Source organism: Agromyces sp. NPDC058136, assembly GCF_042884375.1.
Classification (GTDB): Bacteria; Actinomycetota; Actinomycetes; order Actinomycetales; family Microbacteriaceae; genus Agromyces.
This window is the reverse complement of sequence record NZ_JBHVUA010000002.1, coordinates 503,132-522,841: the sequence shown is the minus strand read 5'-3', so window position 1 is coordinate 522,841 and position 19,710 is coordinate 503,132. Positions and strand designations below refer to the sequence as shown.

General features: G+C 71.9%; 16 protein-coding genes and 1 pseudogene. 3 read left to right on the top strand and 14 right to left on the bottom strand.

Features of this window, described 5'->3' with window-relative positions; translation table 11 throughout:
* Positions 1–57: 57 nt before the first annotated feature.
* Together ACFVTX_RS08755 and ACFVTX_RS08750 are read left to right on the top strand one after the other, a co-directional pair.
* Positions 58–1,332 carry a DNA polymerase domain-containing protein gene (locus tag ACFVTX_RS08755; RefSeq protein WP_386899209.1) on the top strand — a complete coding sequence of 425 codons (1,275 nt, stop codon included), beginning with the start codon at positions 58–60 and terminating at the stop codon, positions 1,330–1,332.
* On the top strand, positions 1,329–2,252 hold the full coding sequence (locus tag ACFVTX_RS08750; RefSeq protein WP_386899208.1) for an aminoglycoside phosphotransferase family protein: 924 nt from the start codon (positions 1,329–1,331) through the stop codon (positions 2,250–2,252). Before ACFVTX_RS08755 ends, ACFVTX_RS08750 begins: the two co-directional genes overlap by 4 nt.
* Positions 2,253–2,264: 12 nt before the next feature.
* Here ACFVTX_RS08750 and menC read toward each other — a convergent pair whose 3' ends face one another.
* The 14 genes and pseudogenes from menC to ACFVTX_RS08680 all read right to left on the bottom strand — a co-directional run bounded on the left by menC (position 2,265) and on the right by ACFVTX_RS08680 (position 18,550).
* Positions 2,265–3,464 carry an o-succinylbenzoate synthase gene (gene menC, locus ACFVTX_RS08745; protein ID WP_386899207.1) on the bottom strand — a complete coding sequence of 400 codons (1,200 nt, stop codon included), beginning with the start codon at positions 3,462–3,464 and terminating at the stop codon, positions 2,265–2,267.
* Positions 3,461–4,318, bottom strand: coding sequence for a hypothetical protein (locus tag ACFVTX_RS08740; RefSeq protein ID WP_386899206.1), 858 nt, complete (start codon positions 4,316–4,318; stop codon positions 3,461–3,463). Before ACFVTX_RS08740 ends, menC begins: the two co-directional genes overlap by 4 nt.
* Positions 4,319–4,389: 71 nt before the next feature.
* Complete coding sequence (gene pucL / locus ACFVTX_RS08735) at positions 4,390–5,334, bottom strand: factor-independent urate hydroxylase (protein WP_386899205.1); 945 nt, start codon at positions 5,332–5,334, stop codon at positions 4,390–4,392.
* A 7-nt stretch (positions 5,335–5,341) separates the two neighbouring features.
* The gene (gene uraH, locus ACFVTX_RS08730) at positions 5,342–5,683 is read right to left on the bottom strand and encodes a hydroxyisourate hydrolase (protein ID WP_386899204.1); all 342 of its coding nucleotides are present in this window, start codon (positions 5,681–5,683) and stop codon (positions 5,342–5,344) included.
* Positions 5,680–6,177 (bottom strand): 2-oxo-4-hydroxy-4-carboxy-5-ureidoimidazoline decarboxylase, encoded by a 498-nt coding sequence (gene uraD / locus ACFVTX_RS08725; RefSeq protein WP_386899203.1) that lies wholly within the window; start codon positions 6,175–6,177, stop codon positions 5,680–5,682. Before uraD ends, uraH begins: the two co-directional genes overlap by 4 nt.
* 162 nt (positions 6,178–6,339) lie before the next feature.
* Positions 6,340–6,816: a thioredoxin-dependent thiol peroxidase gene (bcp, locus tag ACFVTX_RS08720; RefSeq protein ID WP_386899202.1), complete on the bottom strand. Its 477-nt coding sequence runs from the start codon at positions 6,814–6,816 to the stop codon at positions 6,340–6,342.
* A 141-nt stretch (positions 6,817–6,957) separates the two neighbouring features.
* A complete protein-coding gene (allB, locus tag ACFVTX_RS08715; RefSeq protein ID WP_386899201.1) occupies positions 6,958–9,462 on the bottom strand; it encodes an allantoinase AllB in 2,505 nt (834 codons plus the stop codon).
* Between the two features lie 55 nt (positions 9,463–9,517).
* Entirely contained in the window at positions 9,518–11,305 is a 1,788-nt protein-coding gene (gene gcl, locus ACFVTX_RS08710; protein WP_386899200.1) for a glyoxylate carboligase, read from the bottom strand.
* 56 nt (positions 11,306–11,361) lie between these two features.
* Positions 11,362–12,243 (bottom strand): annotated as a pseudogene (locus ACFVTX_RS08705) (2-hydroxy-3-oxopropionate reductase); the annotation flags it as partial.
* Between the two features lie 93 nt (positions 12,244–12,336).
* Complete coding sequence (locus ACFVTX_RS08700; RefSeq protein ID WP_386899199.1) at positions 12,337–13,149, bottom strand: hydroxypyruvate isomerase family protein; 813 nt, start codon at positions 13,147–13,149, stop codon at positions 12,337–12,339.
* 219 nt (positions 13,150–13,368) lie between these two features.
* Positions 13,369–14,181, bottom strand: a complete 813-nt coding sequence (locus tag ACFVTX_RS08695) for a bifunctional allantoicase/(S)-ureidoglycine aminohydrolase (protein ID WP_386899198.1) — start codon at positions 14,179–14,181, stop codon at positions 13,369–13,371.
* A gap of 39 nt (positions 14,182–14,220) precedes the next feature.
* Positions 14,221–15,504 carry a DUF6986 family protein gene (locus tag ACFVTX_RS08690; protein ID WP_386899197.1) on the bottom strand — a complete coding sequence of 428 codons (1,284 nt, stop codon included), beginning with the start codon at positions 15,502–15,504 and terminating at the stop codon, positions 14,221–14,223.
* A 2-nt stretch (positions 15,505–15,506) separates the two neighbouring features.
* Positions 15,507–17,120 (bottom strand): malate synthase A, encoded by a 1,614-nt coding sequence (gene aceB, locus ACFVTX_RS08685; protein WP_386899196.1) that lies wholly within the window; start codon positions 17,118–17,120, stop codon positions 15,507–15,509.
* Positions 17,117–18,550: an NAD-dependent malic enzyme gene (locus tag ACFVTX_RS08680; RefSeq protein WP_386899195.1), complete on the bottom strand. Its 1,434-nt coding sequence runs from the start codon at positions 18,548–18,550 to the stop codon at positions 17,117–17,119. Before ACFVTX_RS08680 ends, aceB begins: the two co-directional genes overlap by 4 nt.
* Positions 18,551–18,776: 226 nt before the next feature.
* Here ACFVTX_RS08680 and ACFVTX_RS08675 point away from each other — a divergent pair, with 226 nt between their 5' ends.
* A complete protein-coding gene (locus ACFVTX_RS08675; protein WP_386899194.1) occupies positions 18,777–19,532 on the top strand; it encodes an IclR family transcriptional regulator in 756 nt (251 codons plus the stop codon).
* The last annotated feature ends 178 nt before the right edge of the window (positions 19,533–19,710 follow it).

Genomic DNA, 19,710 nt, shown 5'->3' with positions numbered 1-19,710 from the left:
GGTGGCCGAACCAGGGCGGGGGTTTCGGGGGCGGGGGCGCCGCCGTAGGGTGAAGGGGTGAGCCCGGCAGCGCGTGCGGCGGAGGTCATCGAGGTCGAGGGCCGCGAGGTGCGGGTCTCGCACCCCGACAAGGTCGTGTTCCCCGGGCCCGGCCTCACGAAGCTCGACCTCGTGCGCTACTACCTCGCGGTCGCCGACGGGGCGCTCCGCGGTGCGGGCGGTCGGCCGATGGTGCTGAAGCGCTTCGTGAAGGGCATCGATCAGGAGGCGTTCTTCCAGAAGCGCGTCCCCGAGAACCGGCCCGACTGGCTCGAGACCGCGACGCTGCACTACGCCTCGGGCAACTCCGCCGAAGAAGCGGTCGTCACGGATGCCGCGGGGCTCGCGTGGGTCGTCAACCTCGGCTGCATCGACCTCAACCCGCACCCCGTACGGGCGGGCGACCTCGAGCACCCCGACGAACTGCGCGTCGACCTCGACCCGATGCCCGGCGTCGACTGGGCGCAGATCGTCGACGTCGCATTCGTCGCGCGGGAGGTGCTCGTCGACCACGGGCTCGTCGGGTGGCCGAAGACGTCGGGCTCACGTGGCATCCACATCTCGGTGCGCATCGCACCCGAGTGGAGCTACGCCGAAGTGCGCCTCGCCGCCGAGACCCTCGCACGCGAGGTCGCGAACCGCGCGCCCGGCCTCGCCTCGGCGAGGTGGTGGAAGGAGGAGCGCGGCGAGAGCGTCTTCGTCGACTTCAACCAGAACGCGAAGGACCGCACGGTCGCCTCGGCGTACTCCGTCAGGCCGCTGCCCGACGCCCGCGTCTCGACGCCGCTCGACTGGTCGGAGGTGGCCGGCAGCCGCCCCGAACGCTTCACGGTGCCGACCGTGCTCGCCCGCTACGCCGAGCGCGGCGACCCCGCCGCAGGCATCGACGACGCCGTCGGCCGCCTCGACGGGCTGCTGCGGCTCGCCGACGAGCTCGGCCCCGCCGAGAAACCGCCGCGCGGCACCGGCAACGGCACCGGTTCGGGCCGACGGCAGTCGACGATGCCGCTCATCGAGATCGCCCGCGCGAAGACCAAGGCGGAGGCCCTCGACGGGCTCGGGCGGTGGAAGGCCAGGCACGCCGAGATCGTGTCGCACCTCGAACCGGCCGACGTGCTCGTCGACGGCATGCGCGGGAGTTCCTCGCTCTGGTACCGCATCCGGGTGAACCTGCAGCACGTGCCGGAGCCCGACCGCCCCGAGCAGGAGCCGCTCGAGGTCGACTACGACCCGTGGGCGCGCTTCCGCGACGCCGCCCCGGGCGACGACGCCGCGACCGAGCGGCGCTCGTGAGCGACCTCGGTCCCGTCGACCCCGGCCACGGGGCCGACCTCGAATGGCTGCACCACTGGCGGTTGCGCGCCGACGGCGACGTGCGCACGACGGCGTCGTCGACGCTCATCCCGGTCCGCACGGCGGACGGCGCACCGGCCATGCTGAAGCTCGCCCACCTCGACGAGGAGGAGCGCGGCGGGGAACTCCTCGAGCGTCTCGACGGTCGGGGCGTCGCCCGCGTGCTGCGTCGAGAGGGCGCGGCGATGCTGCTCGAACGCGCGACCGGCCCGAACGACCTCGTGCGACTCGTGCTCGCGGGCTACGACGACGACGCGACCCGTGTGCTCTGCGCGGCGGCGGCACGGCTGCACCTCCCGGCGGCGGAGCTCGCGGCCGGGAACGGCAGCCTGCTCACCGAGTCGGGCGAGCCGTTGCTCGTGCCCCTCGCGACGTGGTTCCACGAGCTGTTCGCGCACGCCGACGGACTCGCGCCGCTGCACCGCCGCGGCGCCGAGTTCGCGGAGCGGCTGCTCGCGTCGCCCCGCGACGAACGGGTGCTGCACGGCGACGTGCACCACGGCAACGTGCTCGACTTCGGCGAGCGCGGCTGGCTCGCGATCGACCCGAAGGGACTCCTCGGCGAGGCGGCGTTCGACTACTGCAACCTGCTCTGCAACCCCTCGCACGAGCGCGCGCTCGCTCCGGGCCGCCTCGAACGGCAGTTCGCCGCGGTGCTCGACGCGACCGCGCGCGCCGGCGCACCCCTCGAGCCCGACCGCTTCGCCCGGTGGCTCGTCGCGTGGTGCGCGCTCTCGTCGACCTGGTTCTCGCTCGACGACGACCCGGCGCACGCCGAGACCGCGGCCCGCATCGGCGAACGTGCGCTCGGGCTGCTCGATCCGCCCGGGTCGCCCGGCTCGGCCGGTTCGCCCGGTTGAACCTCGCCCGCGTCAGCGGGTGAGCAGCACCGGCTCGCCGGTCGCCCACTCGCGCACGAGCTCGGTGCGCACGGTGACCCCCGTGCCCGGGGCATCCGGCACCTTCAACTGGCCGCGATGCTCGCCCTCGCCGAGCACGAACGGTTCGGTGACCTCCTCGGCGTAGTAGCGGTCGGATGCGGAGGTGTCGCCCGGGAGGAGGAACCCGGGGAGGGCGGCGAGCGCGACGTTCGCGGCGCGCCCGACCCCGGTCTCGAGCATGCCGCCGCACCAGACCGGCACGTCGAGCCGGCGGCACGCGTCGTGCACCCGCAGCGCCTCGAGGTAGCCGCCCATGCGCCCGGGCTTGATGTTCACGATCGAGGTCGCGCCCCGGTCGATCGCGTCGACCGCGGTCGCGACGTCGAGGACCGACTCGTCGAGGCACACCGGCGTCTCGCACGCCTCGGCGAGACGGACGTGGGTGGCGAGGTCCTCCTCGGCGAAGGGCTGTTCGATGAGCAGCAGCTCGAAGGCGTCGAGGCTCGCGAGCAGCGGGATGTCGTCGGCCGTGTACGCGGTGTTCGCGTCGACCTGCAGGAGCCCCGCGCGGCCCATGAGCTCGCGGACGGCGCCGACCGGCACCATGTCCCAGCCGGGCTTGATCTTCAGCTTGATGCGCCGGTAGCCCGCCTCGAGGTAGCCGGTCACCTCGTCGAGCAGCTCTTCGAGGGTGGGGGCGATGCCGACGGAGACGCCGCAGTCCACCCACTCGCGCACCGCGCCGAACGCCTCGCCCATCGAGCGATCCTGCGCCCGCAGCTCGGCGTCGAGCACAGCCGCCTCGAGCGCGCCCTTCGCCATGCGGTGCCCGGCGACGAAGCCGAGGGTGCCCGCGATCGAGTGGGCGAGGGGCAGCGAGACGCCGCGGCGGCCGGGCCCCTCGGCGTCCACGTCCGCGAGCGTCGCCGCGTGCACGGACGGCGCGTCGAGGAGTGCGGGCCCCAGGTAGCGTTCGATGACGGATGCCACGCCGTCGACGTACTCCGCCGAGTAGAACGGGTCGCGACCGGCGACGCACTCCCCCCAGCCCTCGCCGGCGTCGGTTCGCACGTGCACGAGCAGCGCCTCGCGCACGGTCTCGCGCCCGAAGCTCGTCTCGAAGGGCCGCACGAGCGGCACCTCGATGCGGTGCAGCTCGATCGCCTCGATGCGGCTCGCGGTCTCGCTCATCTCGTCTCCTGTTCGGGGCGGTCGGGGTCGTCGGGGTCGTCGGTTCGGTCGGCATCATCAGCGGTGAAGACGTAGTCGCCGTGCGCGTCGAGCTCGGGGCGGAGCCCCTGCCGCGCCATCGCGGTGAACGCCTCGACCGAGGCGGCGCGGAGCCGCGACGCCGCCACCGGGTCGTCGCGGCGCAGCGTCTCGAAGTCGGCATCGAGCGCGAAGCCGTGCTCCGCCGCCCACGACGGTGCGGGCTCCCCCGCGAGCGCCCGTGCGACGCGCGCCGAGTCGAGCCGCCAGCGCACCTCGAAGCGGTCGCTGCGGTCGGCGCCGGTGATCGCGTCGCCGATGACGCCGTAGAACTCGGGCAGGTAGGCGGCGACCTCGGCGCCGAGGCGCACGAGGTTCATGCGCGCGTTGCGGCGGATGAGCGGGTCGAAGGTCCACCGGATCTCGTCGACGCCGTGGGCGAGCGCGAGCGCCCGTTGGCGCAGCTTCAACGCGAGCCCGATGCCGTGCCCGCGGGCGGCGGGCGAGACGGCGTTCATGTGCGAGTGCAGGTGGAGCCCCTCGTTCCACCCGAGGAACCCGAGCGTCGCCCCGAGCAGCTCGCCGGGTGCCGCGTACGGCGGCGTCGCCGAGGCATCAACCCCGCCCTCGTCGACGACGACCGCGACGAGCACCGTCGCGCCCGCGTGCAGGAGCGCGCGGATCATCGCGTCGTCGGGGCCGCGCCCCTCGCCCCACGTCGCCTCGAACCGTTCGAGCACCGCGGTGATCTCGTGCTCGGAGGCCTCGCGGGTGACGACGCCCGCGGCGAGGTCGGCGCGATCGGCGGCGGCAGCGCCGGAGACGTCGTGGTCCATGCCTCGAGGCTAATGCGCGAGCGCCCCGCCCGGCGAGGCCGGACGGGGCGCGGGTCGGCGAGACGGGCCGATCAGCAGAACGCGCCGGTCGACTCCCACGCGCCGGGCGCGGGCGCGAGGCCCTCGCGCGTGACGGTCGCCTCGATGAGGCCGTACGAGCGGTCGGAGGCGTAGAACACCTCGTTCGGGTTGTCGAGGCCGAACGGGGCGAGGTCGACGACGAAGTGGTGCTTGTTCGGCATCGAGAAGCGGATCTCGGCGATCTCGGGGTGCGCCTCGAGCACGGCCTGGCCCATCTCGAAGAGCGTCGTCTGCAGCGCTGCGGAGTAGTGCTCCGTGAACGCCTCGAGCAGGATCGCCTTCACGCTGGCGTAGACGGCGTTGTAGTCGACCTCGGCGCCCGGCTGATAGCGCCAACGGGTGGCGACGCTCGTCGCGAGGATGCGGTCCGTCGTCTCCTGCAGGGTCGTGTAGCGGTCCTTCGGGTAGCCCTCGAAGCCCGACTGGGTGGTCTTCAGCACCGTGAGGTCCTTGAGGCCCGCGATCACGTGACGCACCTCGCCGTCGGCGACGACCGCGGCCGTGCGGATCTCCTGGCCCTTGCGCACGAACGAGTGGTCGTGCGGCTTCCCGTGGGCGATGATGCGCTCCCAGGCGTAGCTCTCGGCGAGCCAGCGGCCGCCGGTCACCCAGTCGAACGAGCCGACGAAGTGGTCGGCGAGGCGCAGCAGGAACGCCTCGGGCGAGCCGACGCCGTCACGGGCGAACGCGAATATCGTGTTCTTCTGCGTGTCGGTCGCGACGACGTGGGCGTTGTCGCCGTCGAGGTGTGCTCCGGCGAAGTCGCCGCGCAGCTGCGAGGTGACGTTCAGGTCCTCGATCTCGTGGCGGTCGGTGTCGCGGGTGACCTTGACGACGCGGACCTCGGCCTTGCCGTACTGGTTCGGGCCGAGCACGATCGAGCCGGCTTCGGCGCCGTCGCTGAGGGTCACGGTGTTGATGAGAGTGTCGGTCATGTCGGATCTAACTTCCTCGGTAGGTCGAATAGGCGAAGGGGCTCAGCAGGATCGGCACGTGGTAGTGCCGTCCCTCCTCTGCGACGAGGAACGTGAGCTGGATCTCGGGATAGAAGGTGTCGGTCTGCGTGGCGGCGAAGTAGGCGCCGGTGTCGAACCGGAGCCGGTACTCGCCGTTCGGGATCGTCTCGGGGCCGAGCTGTTTCGCCCGCCCGTCGTCGTCCGTCACGGCGGTGCCGATGCTCGCCCAGGTGTCGCCCGTGCGCTGCAGGAGTTCGACGGGAACTCCGGCGGCTGGTCGGCCCTTCACGGCGTCGAGCACGTGCGTCGTGATCTGCGAAACGGTCATGGTGAGAGGATCCCCTTCAGTCTGAGGACGGCGATCTCCCGCAACTGCTCGGCGACGATGCCGTCCTCGGTGGCGTCGTCGTTGCCGAGCCGCGCGGTGAGCTGGTCGAGGATCTCGCGCGGCGAACGCCCGGCGGCGCGGATGAGGAACACCCGCCCGAACCGTGCGTCGTAGGCCGCGTTGCCCTCTGCGAGCGCCTGCGCGATCTCGTCGTCGACCGAGCCGAGGCCGGCCTGTTCGGATCGCGACAGCGTCGCCTCGGTGCTGTCGCCGCTCGCGCGCTCCCCGATGCGCGGGTGATGGCTGAGCGCCTGCGCGACCTCGTCGCCCGTGAACGGCGACGCGGCGACGCCGGCCTCGCGGAGGAGCTCGTCGATCGAGCCGTACGGTCGGTGATCGGCGAGGTGTTCGCACCACCGCGTCACATCGATGCATGGTCGGAGCCTCGCGATCGCCTCCGTGCGATCCGCTCCGTTGAACTGTTCAAGCAACATCGCTTGAGTCACTTTCTCATTCTGCTGGCATCCACGGCGTATGGAAATACGAGACGGCTGTTTCGTATCGTGGAACTGTTATTTCAGCATGCGACAATTCTATCGAATGGATGCCACGGAGGCAACGTTCCCGAGGAAACCCGCCCCGTGGCATCCGGCCCGTCAGAGCCCCAACTGGGCGCGCAGGCGGCCGACGTGGCCGTTCGCGTCGACGTTGTACTCGACCGACGCGACGCGCCCTTCGGCGTCGACGACGACCGTCGAGCGGATGAGGCCGTCGAAGGTGCGGCCGGCGACCGTCTTCTGCCCCCACGCCCCCCACGCCCGCGCGACCTGGGCGTCGGCGTCGGACAGGAGCGGGAAGCTCAGCTGCTCGGCCTCCGCGAACTCCGCCAGCCGGGCGACCGGGTCGGGCGAGATGCCGAGCACGGTGTACCCGGCCGACTGGAACGACGCGAGGTTCTCGCGGAAGTCGCACGCCTCGGTCGTACAGCCGGGCGTGAAGGCCGCCGGGTAGAAGTAGACGATCACCGGTGCGCCGCGGAGGTCGCCGAGCCGGCGCTCCTCGCCCCGCCCGTCGGGCAGCGCGAAGTCGGGGGCGAGCTGGCCCGGTTCGAGTTCGTCGGACGAGTTGATCATGCGGTGCTCCGTTTCATCGGTCGGCGGAAGCCTCGTGGTCCGCCGAGTGGCAGTGGATCGACGGGTGGATGGTTCGGAAGAGATGATGCGGCCGGGGCCGGAGCGATATCGGACCGCCCGGCCCACGGCCGCCCCGGGATGCTACGCGTTCCCTTTCCGGAGCATCCGGCCCTGTGCCCGTTCGCGGTCGATCGGGGCGCCGGCGAGGTACGCGCGCCGCACCCCGCCGATCAGTTCGCGACCGTCGTACGGCGTGACGGGGTGTCGATGCTCGAGTCGCGAGGCATCGACGGTGAAGCGGTCCTCGGGCGCGAACACGACGAGGTCGGCGGCCGCGCCCGGCGCGATCCGGCCCTTCGACGTGAGGCCGACCCGCTCGGCCGGCTTCTGCGCCATCCACTCGACGACCCGATCGAGGCCGATGCCGCGCCCCTGCGCCTCGGTCCAGATGAGCGGAAGGCCGAGCTGGAGGCTCGCGATGCCGCCCCACGCGAGCTCGAAGTCGCCGTCGCCGGCGTACTTCATCTCGGGGGTCGACGGCGAGTGGTCGGAGACGACGAAGTCGACGACCCCGTTGCGGAGCCCCGCCCAGAGCTGGTCGCGGTTCGCGTCCTCGCGGATGGGCGGGCAGCACTTGAACGCCGTCGCCCCCGCCGGCACGTCCTCCGCGAAGAGGGTGAGGTAGTGCGGGCACGTCTCGACGCTGAGGTCCGTGCCCGCGGCCTTGGCCGCGGCGATCTGCCCGAGGGAGTCCGCCGAGGAGAGGTGCAGGATGTGGGCGCGGGCGCCCGTGCGCGCGGCTCGTTCGATGACCTCGGCGATCGCCGTGTCCTCGGCCTCGTGCGGACGCGAGGCGAGGAAGTCGGCGTAGCCGGGGCCGCCGGTGTGCGGCGCGGCGTCGATGACGTGCGCGTCCTCCGCGTGCACGACGAGCATGGAGTCGTGCTCGGCGATGACCCGCATCGCCTGCTCCATCTCGTCGGCGGTGACCTGCGGGAACTCGTCGACGCCCGAGTGCAGGAGGAAGCACTTGAAGCCGAACACGCCCTCGGCGACGAGCGGTGCGAGCTCGTCGAGGTTGCCCGGCACGACGCCGCCCCAGAAGCCGACGTCGACGAAGGTCTGCCCCTCCGCCGCGGCCCGCTTCTCGTCGAGCGCCGCGACCGACACCGTCGGCGGGATGCTGTTGAGCGGCATGTCGACGATCGTGGTGACGCCGCCGGCCGCGGCGGCGCGGGTCGCCGAGGCGAATCCCTCCCACTCGGTGCGGCCGGGCTCGTTGACGTGGACGTGCGTGTCGACGAGGCCGGGCAGCAGCACCTCGTCTGCGGCGAGCTCGACGACGTCCGCGCCGGCGAGCCCCGTGCCGAGCGGCGAGATCGCGACGATCCGGCCGTCGCGCACGCCGATCTCCACGGCGCGTTCGACGGGCGAGCCCTCGCCCGCGACGAGCGCCCTCGCCGCGCGGAAGACGACGTCGAACGCCGCGGGCGCGGCGCCGGGGCGGTCGGCCGCCTGGTCGGTGATGAGTTCGGTCACGAGTTCCTCCGCGAGTCGGGTGAGCAGATCGGATGCCTCGGCCATGCTGCGTGCCGGATCGGGCTCGAGCTCGGCGAGCGCCCTGGCGCCCGCGAACCCCGCCGCGTGCACCTCGTCGTCGTTCAGCAGGCGTCGGCCGCTCACCGCGTAGACGGGCACGCCCGCCCGTCGCGCGGCACGGGCGACGCCGATCGGCGTCTTGCCCATGAGGCTCTGCGCGTCGAGGCTGCCCTCACCGGTGATCACTGCGTCGGCACCCGCGAGCCGGGCCTCGAGGCCCGTGAACTCGAGCACCACGTCGATGCCGGGCCGGCGCTCGGCGCCGAGCACCGCGAGCGCGGCGAAGCCGACGCCGCCGGCCGCGCCCGCGCCCTGGCGCTCGGCGGCCGCTCGCGCGGGCACGGAGTCGTGGGCGGCGAGCGCCTCCACGAGGTTCCCGAGCGCGGCGTCGAGCCGGACGACCTCGTCGGGCGTCGCCCCCTTCTGCGGGCCGAAGACCGCAGCGGCGCCCCTCGGCCCGAGCAGGGGGTTGTCGACGTCGCTCGCGAGCACGATCTCGGTGTCGGCGAGCCTCGGGTCGAGCCCGTCGAGCTCGACGCGCGCGAGGCCGGCGAGGGCGCCGCCGCCGTCGGGCAGTTCGCTGCCCGACCCGTCGAGCAGGCGCGCACCGAGCCCGCGCAGCAGCCCGGCTCCCCCGTCGGTCGAGGCGCTGCCGCCGATGCCGAGCACGATGCGCCGCGCGCCCGCGTCGAGTGCGGCCACGAGCAGCTGACCGGTGCCGAGGCTCGTCGCGGCCGAGGCATCCGCCCCGCCCGAGGGGACCAGGTCGAGACCCGACGCCTGCGCCATCTCGACCACCGCCTCGTCGCCCCGCAGCGCGAAGGCGGCGTCGACCGGCTCGCCCAGCGGGCCGGTGACGCGCGCCGTCCGGCGCTCGAACCCGGCGGCGAGGGCCGCGTCGAGCGTGCCCTCCCCGCCGTCGGCCACCGGGATCGCGTCGATCTCGATCGCGGGATCGACGCGGCGAGCGCCCTCGGCGACGCGAGCGGCCACCTCGGGAGCCGAGAGCGACCCCTTGAACTTGTCGGGCGCGATCACGATGCGCATGTTCCCAGTCTTTCTGCGGGCGGTTCGGAGCGGAAGGGGCAGAGGCCGGCGCGACTCAGTCGAGCAGGGCGTAGACGGCCTCGGGCGCGTCGGCCGGCGACGTCGCGAGGTCCTCGAACTCGTTCATGGTGTCGAGGTCGGCGCCCATCGCGATGTTGGTGACGCGCTCGAGGATCACCTCGACGACCACCGGCACCTGGAACTCCGCCTTCAGCCGCTCGGCCTCGGCGAAGCCCGCCGCGAGGTCCTCGGGGCGTTCGATGCGGATCGCCTTGCAGCCGAGTCCCTCGGCCACCTTGACGTGGTCGACGCCGTACCCGGTCGCGACGCTCTCGGGGTCGAGCGGGGTGTTGACGTTGTCGAAGGCCAGCGAGACCTCGTAGTCCATCTCGAAGCCGCGCTGCGACTGGCGGATGAGCCCGAGGTAGCTGTTGTTCACCACGACGTGGACGTACGGCAGCTGGTGCTGGGCGCCGACGGCGAGCTCCTCGACCATGAACTGGAAGTCGTAGTCGCCCGAGAGCGCGACGACCTTCGCATCGGGCTTGCCGCGCACGACGCCGAGCGCCGCGGGCAGCGTCCAGCCCAGCGGGCCCGCCTGGCCGGCGTTGATCCACTGGCGGGGCTCGTACACGTGCAGCAGCTGCGCGCCGGCGATCTGCGACAGGCCGATCGTGGTCACGTAGGTGGTGTCGTGGCCGAACGCCGAGAGCATCTCCTGGTACACGCGGTGCGGCTTCATCGGCACGTCGTCGAAGTTCGTCTTGCGCTGCAGTCGCGCCTTGCGATCGCGGCACTCCTCGGCCCAGCCGTGGTAGTCGGGCAGCTCGGCGACGCGGCCGCGGGCGGCCTCGAGGAGGGCGTCGATGAACGCGCCCGCGTCGGAGACGACGCCGTAGTCGGGCGCGAACACGCGGCCGATCTGGGTGGGCTCGATGTCGACGTGGACGAAGGTGCGGCCCGTGCGGTACGTGTCGAGGCCGCCGGTGTGACGGTTGGCCCAGCGGTTGCCGATGCCGAGCACGAAGTCGCTCTCGAGGAAGCTCGCGTTGCCGTAGCGCTGCGAGGTCTGGATGCCGACGAGGCCCGCGGCCAGCGGGTGGTCGTCGCCGATCGCGCCCCAGCCCATCAGGGTCGGGAACACGGGCACGCCGAGGGTCTCGGCCAGTTCGACGAGCTTCGCCGAGGCGCCCGAGTTCACGACGCCGCCGCCCGCGATGATCGCCGGGTGCTTCGAGGCGGTGAGCAGGTCGAGCACCTTCTCGGCCTGTGCACGGGTCGCGACCGGCTTCGCCACCGGCAGCGGCTCGTAGGTGTCGATGTCGAACTCGATCTCGGTCATCTGCACATCGAACGGCAGGTCGATGAGCACGGGGCCTGGGCGGCCCGAGCGCATGATCTGGAACGCCGACTGGAAGACGCCGGGGACCTGCGCGCCCTCGAGCACGGTCTTCGCGAACTTCGTGACGGGCTTCGCGATCGAGGCGATGTCGACGGCCTGGAAGTCCTCCTTGTCGAGCTTCGCGACCGGCGCCTGGCCGGTGATGCACAGCATCGGGATGGAGTCGGCGATCGCGGCGTACAGGCCGGTGATCATGTCGGTGCCCGCGGGGCCCGACGTGCCGATGCAGATGCCGATGCGGTCGTCGGCCGTGCGGCTGTAGCCGTCGGCCATGTGCGAGGCGCCCTCGACATGGCGGGCGAGCGTGTGCCGGATGCCGCCGTTCGCGCGCATCGCGGAGTAGAGGGGATTGATGGCGGCACCTGGCAGGCCGAACGCCTCGGTGGCGCCCTCCTTGATCAGGATCTGCACGATGGCGTCGACGGCTCGCATGCGAGTCATGGGAGTGCTCCTTCGGAGAGAGTGTGAGAAGACGTGGGGTGGATGCCGCGGCGCGGCTACTCGCGCCCGGCGGCGTCGAGGGTGAGCTTGAAGAGGCCCGAGTGGTCGAGGCCGCCGTCGCCGCGGGCGACGGTCGAGCCGACGAGCTGGGCGACGTGGGCGCCGAGCGGCACGATGATGCCGGCCTCGCGGGCGGCGCTCGTGACGATGCCGAGGTCCTTGTTGTGCAGGGCCAGCCGGAACCCGGGGGCGAAGTCGCGATCGAGCATCTTGCGCCCCTTCTGCTCGAGCACCTTCGAGCCGGCGAGCCCGCCGCCGAGCACCTGCAGTGCGGCGTCGGTGTCGACCCCGTAGGCCTCGAGGAAGAGGATCGCCTCGGCGAGCGCCTGGATGTTGACCGCGACGATGAGCTGGTTGGCGGCCTTGACGGTCTGGCCGGCGCCCGAGGGGCCGACGTGCACGATGGTCTTGCCGATGGCCTCGAGCACGGGCTTCGCCGCCTCGAAGTCGGATGCCTCGCCGCCGACCATGATCGACAGCACGCCGTCGATCGCGCCCTGCTCGCCGCCCGAGACGGGGCCGTCGAGCGGGCGGAGGCCCGCAGCGCGTGCGTCCTCGGCGACCTGCTTGGCGATGTCGGGACGGATCGACGAGGCGTCGATCCAGATCGCGCCGGACTTCGCGTTGGCGATGAGGCCGTCAGCGCCGGACGCGACCGCGACGACGTCGGGCGAGTCGGGCACCATCGTGATGATGACGTCCGCGTCGGCCACGGCGTCGGCGACGCTCGTCGCGCCGCGCCCACCCGCGTCGGTGAGCCGCTCGGTGCGCTCGGGCGAACGGTTGTACCCGGCGACGGTGTAGCCGGCCTTGATGAGGTTCTCGGCCATGGGGAGGCCCATGATGCCGAGTCCGATGACAGCGATGTTCGTCATGGTGGGGTCCTTCGATTCTGAGAGTCGGTGTTCACGCCCCGCCGGGGATGCCGGGGGCGTCGGGTCGAGCGGTGCGGCGGCGGGTCGCCGTCGCGCTCAGCGGGCGTCGCCGGCGGCCGCGGGTTCTGCGGCGAGCCAGGCGAACGCGGAGTCGATGGGGGCCTTGTACTCGAGGCCGATCGGGCCGTCGTAGCCGAGTTCGCGGCTGCGGGCGATCCAGGTGTCGAGCGGAAGTGCGCCCGTGCCGGGCGCGCCGCGACCGGGGTCGTCGGCGATCTGGATGTGGCCGAACGAGCCGGCGTGCGCCTCGATGACGGCGGCCACGTCGTCGCCGTTCACGGCGAGGTGGTAGAAGTCGGCGAGCAGCTTCAGGTTCGAGGTGCCGGATGCCTCGCGCACGGCCTCGATCACCCGCAGGGCGTCGGCCGCGGTCTTCAGCGGGTACGCCGGAGCGCCCGAGACCGGCTCGAGCAGCACGGTGCCGCCGATCGCGGCGACGCCTGCTGCCGCCGCGGCGAGGTTCTCGATCGCGACCGCGTCCTGCGAGGCGGCGTCGACGCCGTCCTGGCGGAGGCCGTAGAGCGCGTTGAACCCCTTCGTGCCGAGGGCAGCGCCGATGCCGGCGACGACGGCGATGTTGTCGAGGAACTCGCCGGAGCGGGCCGGCCAGGAGACGAGCCCGCGGTCGCCGGCCGGCATGTCGCCGGCGTTGAAGTTGAGCCCGGTGAGCTGCACGCCGGCGTCGCGGATCGCGCCGATGAAGGCGTCGACGTCGCGGTCGGCGGGCACCGACTCGGCGAACGGCCACCAGAACTCGACGGCGTCGAAGCCGGCGGCCTTGGCCGCGGCGGGGCGCTCGAGCAGGGGCAGCTCGGTGAGGAGGATCGAGCAGTTCACCGTGTACGTCATCGTGGCTTCCTTCACTGACTTCGTGATGCTGACTTCCGTAATTCGGAAGAATTCTTTTGCTGGATGAAATCGTAGGTGGTGAAACTCGGCGCGTCAACCCTGTGACGAACGCTCGGTCGCAGAGCCCCCCGGAGACGACGAAGCGCCCGGCAACGGACCTCTTCGCCGCCGGGCGCTTCGCACGCATGCCGCGCGAGGGTGTCGCCTCGCGCGGCAGGTTCAGGTGAGCCGGATCTGCCGGTTCATGTCCTTGTAGAGCAGGTAGCGGAACGGCTCGGGGCCGCCCGCGTAGCACGCCTGCGGGCAGAACGCGCGCAGCAGCATGTAGTCGCCGGCCTCGCACTCGACCCAGTCGTCGTTGAGCCGGTAGACCGCCTTGCCCTGCAGCACGAACAGTCCGTGCTCCATGACGTGCGTCTCGGCGAACGGGATCGAGCCGCCCGGCTGGAAGGTGACGATGTTCACCTGCATGTCGTGCGCGAGGTCGTTCGAGTCGGTGAACCGCGTCGTCGCCCATGCGCCGTCGGTGTCGGGCATCGGCACCGGCTCGATGTCCTGGTCGCGGGTCACGAAGGAGGCCGGCGGCGGGGTGCCCTCGAGGACCTCGTACGCCTTCCGGATCCAGTGGAAGCTCGTGAGCTCGTCGCCCTCGTTGGCGAGCGACCAGTCGGCGCCTGCGGCGAGGAAGGCGTAGCCGCCCGCCTCGAGCACGTGCCGCTCGCCCTCGAGCGTCAGCGTCAGCGCCCCCGTCGTGACGAACACGACGCCCTCGACGCCCGCCTCGGCCTCGGGTCTCGCCGCACCGCCGCCGGGGGCGATCTCGACGATGAGCTGCGAGAACGTCGTCGCGCCGCCCGCGACGGGTCGCGCGATGATCCACGATCGGGTGTCCGTGAATCCGGGCAGGTTGCTCGTGACGATGTCGCGCAGCACGCCCTTCGGGATGAAGGTGTACGCCTGCTTGACGACGGCGCGGTCGGTCAGCAGCTCGGTCTGCGGCGGCAGACCGCCCTGCGGGGTGAAGTAGCTCATGCTCGTTCCTTGCGATTCGGGGTGGGTCGTGGCATCCGCTCAGCCCTTCGCGAGCTTGGGATGCGCGAGCAGGGTCAGTGCACGCCGATCGATGCCGAGGTCGGCGACGATCTCGCGCTCGCCGACGGCGCCGCACTCGACGCCGCGCAGCACGAAGTCGGCGAGCGCGCGCGCCGTCGCCGGCTCGTCGAGCACGGCGCCGGGGGTGCGCTCGAGGTAGTTCCGCAGCCGTCCGGATGCCTCGGGGCAGCCCTCGCGGAAGAAGGCGTACGTGGCGAGGTACCGCGTCGGCAGCTGGTGGGCGTGGAGATCCCAGCCCTGGTAGTAGCCGCGCTCGAGCGACCGGCGGATGAGGCGCGCGTGCAGCCGCCATGCCTCCTCGGTGCGATCGCCGATCGGCAGGATGTTGGTCGAGCCGTCGGAGAGGCGGATGCCGGTTCCGGCGACGGCGAGCTGCATCACCTCTTTCGCGAGGTCGGCGACGGGATGCTCCATCGACTGGTAGCGCGCCGCGATCTGCAGCGAGGCGCTGTAGTCGTAGGTGCCGTAGTGCAGGGCGCTGATCCTGCCCGGTGCCGCCAGCGCGAGCTGGGCGACGGGCGAGGTGCCGTCGGCGCCGAGGATGAGCTGCGGCGTCTCGACCTGCACCTCGAACCTGAGCCGGCCGTCGGGCAGGCCGTGCGCGCGTTCGAGGGCGCCCACGACCTCCGCCATCGCCTCGACCTGCGCGACCGTCGACACCTTCGGCAGCGTCAGCACGAGACCGTCGGGCAGCCCGCCGTGCTCGACGAGGGCGGTCACGAAGAGGTCGAGCGTGCGGATGCCGCGCGCCCGTGTCGGCGCTTCGAAGCACTTGAAGCGGATGCCGATGAACGGCGGGGCGAATCCGGCGCCGGCGGCGGCGACGACCCGCTTGGCGGCTCGTACCGCATCGGCGTCCTCGACGTCGTCGCCGCGATCGCCGTACCCGTCCTCGAAGTCGATCCTCAGGTCCTCGATCGGCTCCCGTTCGAGCTTGTCGCGAACGCGCGGCACCACGGCGGCCGCGATCCCGCTGTCGAGACCCACCGAGGCCGCGATCGCCTCGAGCCCGCCGGCCTCTTCGACGGCGGCGAGCGCGGCCCGCCCCCACATGGTCGACAGCTCGGGCGTGTAGCGGTCGGCCGGTACGTACACGGTGTGCACCGGCTGGCGTGAGCCGTCGTCGCCCGGGTAGGCGGTGGCGAGCAGCTCGTCGGTGGCGACGAGCCGCTCCTCGACCCGGGCGAGGTCGGCCGCGGAGAGGGCGGTGCGCACGCCGCCCGAGATGTTGCCGGTCACCATGCTCAGCCCAGCAGCTCGTAGGCGGGCAGGGTGAGGAAGTCGACGTACTCGCCAGATAGGCAGATGTCGGCGACGAGCTTCGCGGCGGGCTCGTAGTGCGCGGCGAAGGCCTCGGGCGCCACCTCGCCGCGCAGCCGCTCGACCTCTTCGGCCAGCACGGTCCGCACGAGCTCGGGGGTGATCCGCTGACCGGTGTCGGCCAGCACGACGCCGTTCTTCAGCTGCTGCCACACCTGCGAGCGCGAGATCTCGGCGGTCGCAGCATCCTCCATGAGGTTGTGGATCGCGACCGCGCCGTTGCCCGAGAGCCAGACCGCGGTGTAGGCGACCGCGACGTAGAGGTTGTTGCGGAGCCCCGCCTCGGTGACCTCGCCGCCCGCCGAGGCGACGTCGAGCAGCTGCGCCGCCGTGACCTCGACCTCGGGGCGCTGCCGGTCGAGCTGGTTCGGCCGGTCGCCGAGCACCTCGTCGAAGACCTCGCGGCACACGGGCACCAGGTCGGGGTGCGCGACCCACGAACCGTCGAAGCCGTCGTTCGCCTCGCGCGTCTTGTCGGCCCGCACCTTGTCGAACGCCGCGCGGGTGACCTCGAGGTCGTTGCGGTTCGGCACGACCGCGGCCATGCCACCCATCGCCGCGGCGCCGCGGCGGTGGCAGGTCTTCACGAGCAGTTCGGTGTACGCGCGCATGAACGGCGCGGTCATCGAGACGGCGGCACGGTCGGGCAGGATGAACTCCTCGCCGGCGTCGCGGAAGACCTTGATCAGGCTGAACAGGTAGTCCCAGCGACCGGCGTTCAGGCCGGAGGCGTGCTCGCGCAGCTCGTAGAGGATCTCGTCCATCTCGAACGCCGCCGGGATCGTCTCGATGAGCACGGTCGCACGCACGGTGCCGCGGGCGATGCCGAGCTCCTGCTGCGCGAACACGAACACGTCGTTCCAGAGCCGGGCCTCGAGGTGGCTCTCGAGCTTGGGCAGGTAGTAGTACGGGCCCTCGCCGTTCTCGATGAGCTGCTGCGCGGTGTGGAAGAAGTGCAGGCCGAAGTCGACGAGCGACCCGCTGCCCGCGCGGCCGTCGACGAGGACGTGCCGCTCGGGCAGGTGCCAGCCGCGCGGACGGGTGACGACGGTGGGCCGGCGCACGTCGGTGCGGAGCGCGTACGCCTTGCCTGCGGGCGAGGTGTGGGCGAGCGTGCCGCGTGCCGCGTCGCGGAGGTTCTTCACGCCGCCGACGACGTTCTCCCAGGTCGGGCTCGTGGCGTCCTCCAGGTCGGCGAGCCACACTCGGGCCTCGGAGTTCAGCGCGTTGATCGCCATCTTCGGCGGCGCCGCAGGGCCGGTGATCTCGACCCTGCGGTCGAGCAGGGCGTCGGGCACGGGCGCCACGCGCCAGTCGCCGTCGCGGATCTCGCGCGTCTCGGGGAGGAAGTCGAGCGTTCCCCCCGCAGCGATGCGCTCCCGCTTCTCGTGGCGGGCCGCGATCAGTTCGCGGCGACGCCCGTCGAACTCGCGGTGGAGCGCGGCGACGAAGTCGAGCGCCTCGGGCGTCAGGATCTCGTCGGCGCCCTCGACGGCGGCGGTGCGGGTGATCTCGATGGAACGGATGTCGGTGCTCATGCGGCGGCGCCTTCCTGCGTCTCGACGGCGGTGGACTGCTCGGCCGGCGCACGGTGGGCCGCATCGGCGACGGCTTCGGCGACGACTCGGGCGACATCGGGATCGAAGACGCTCGGGATGATGTAACTCGCGTTCAACTCATCATCTCGCACGCACGACGCGATCGCCTCGGCTGCGGCGACCAGCATCGCGGGGGTGATGTCGACGGCGCCCGCGTCGAGGAGCCCCCGGAAGAAGCCGGGGAACGCGAGCACGTTGTTGATCTGGTTGGGGAAGTCGCTGCGGCCGGTGGCGACGACGGCGGCGTGCCGCGCGGCGACGACGGGGTCGACCTCTGGGTCGGGGTTGGCCATCGCGAAGACGATGGCGTCGTCGGCCATGGTTCGGATCTCCTGCTCCCCGATGAGGTCGGGGGCGCTCACGCCGATGAACACGTCGGCCCCGACGAGCATCTCGGAGAGGCTGCCGCTCACCCCGCGCTCGTTGGTGTGCTCGGCGATCCAGGTGCGGTGCGGGTCGCCGTACTGCTCGCCGTGGTGGATCGCGCCGTTGCGCCCGCAGGCGACGATGTGCCGCGCACCCTCGGCCTGCAGCAGCTGGATGATCGCGGAGCCGGCTGCGCCGACGCCCGAGACGACGATGCGCACGGAGTCGAGCCGCTTGCCCACGACGCGCAGCGCGTTCATGAGCGCGGCGAGCGTGACGATCGCGGTGCCGTGCTGGTCGTCGTGGAAGACCGGGATGTCGAGCTCCTCCCGGAGGCGACGCTCGATCTCGAAGCAGCGGGGAGCCGCGATGTCCTCGAGGTTGATGCCGCCGTAGACCGGGGCGAGCGCCTTCACGATGGAGATGATCTCTTCCGTGTCCTGGGTGTCGAGCGCGACGGGCCAGGCGTCGACGTCGGCGAACTGCTTGAACAGCGCGGCCTTGCCCTCCATCACCGGGATGGAGGCGGTCGCCCCGATGTTGCCGAGGCCGAGCACGGCGGAGCCGTCGGTGACGACCGCGATGGTGTTGCCCTTGACCGTGAGCCGCCTCGCGTCGGCGGGGTTCTCGGCGATCGCGAGGCACACGCGGGCGACCCCCGGGGTGTAGGCGCGGGAGAGGTCGTCGCGGTTGCGCAGCGGCGTCTTCGGCACGATCTCGAGCTTGCCGCCCGCGTGGAGGCGGAAGGTGCGGTCGGCGACGTCGTGCACGACGACCCCCTCGCGTGCGGCGAGCGCGTCGGCCACCTGGCCGGCGTGCTCGGCGCTCACGGCATAGCAGGTGAGGTCGACGAGCACGCGGTCGGTGCTGGACTCGCTCACGTCGACCGCCGTGATGACGGCGCCGGCGTCGGCGGCCGCGACGACGAGTTCGCTCGTCGCCGTGACACCGGCCGGCGCCTCGACTCGGAGCTGGATGGAGTAACCGGGACTGGGATTCGCCATTGATCGACCTTCTTGACTGCCCGCGGTGTTTCACCCGCGGCGGTTTCCGTATTACGGAGGTTAATATCTACAGTTCGGAAAATCAACCCGCTTCTTCGGTGCGACGCACCGTCGCCCGCCCATTCGGCCGCCTCTCGGCAGTCGGTGCGGTATCTTGGCTGAATCCGGCAGGTTTTCCGCTCTGCGGATACCTGCTGCCATGAAGACGAAGAAGGAGAAGCATCGGATGGCGGAGAGCCCGACCGAAGGCGTCAAGTCCGTTGCGAGGGTCTTCGACCTCCTGGAGCTGATCGCCGACGCCGGCGGGGATGTCACGCTCAGCGAGCTCTCGGCGATGGCCGAGCTGCCGCTCCCGACGATCCATCGCCTCCTCCGCACGCTCGTCGCACTCGGCTACGCCCGCCAGCTCGCCAACCGCCGCTACGCGCTCGGACCGAGGCTCGTGCGCCTCGGCGAGGTCGCCAACCGGCAGTTCGGGCAGCTCGCGAAGCCGCAGCTGAAAGAACTCGTCGACCGCCTCGGCGAGACGGCGAACCTCGCGACGCTCGACGGCGACCAGGTCATCTACGTCTCGCAGGCCCCGTCGCCGCACGCGATGCGCATGTTCACCGAGGTCGGCCGGCGCTCGCACCTCCACGCGACGGGTGTCGGCAAGGCCATCCTCGCGACGCTCGACGACCAGACGGTGCGCGAGATCATCGCCCGCACCGGGATGCCGCAGTCGACCCCGCACTCGATCGCCACGCTCGACGCGCTGCTCGCCGACCTCGCCGTCATCCGCGAGCGCGGCTACGCGATCGACGACGGCGAGCAGGAGATCGGCGTGCGCTGCTACGCCATGGCCGTCCCCGGCGCACCGATCCCGACCGCCGTCTCGGTGTCGGGCCCGGTGGCCCGCGTCGACGAGGACTTCGCCGCCCGGGCCATCCCCGTGCTCACCGAAGCGGTGCAGGAGATCGCAGCCGTCACCGCCGCCGCCTGACCGAGGCGGTCGCCAGCCGCACTTCTCCGCGCGCCTTCCGCGCCACCGCCGCACGCTTCGCCGCGCGCACCTTTCCGCACCCCGCCGCGCCCCGCATCCCGCCCGAGGCCTTGACGCGACCGCCGAAATCGCTTTACTCTTTTCGCAGTTCAGAATTCAAATTCCGTATTTCGGAATT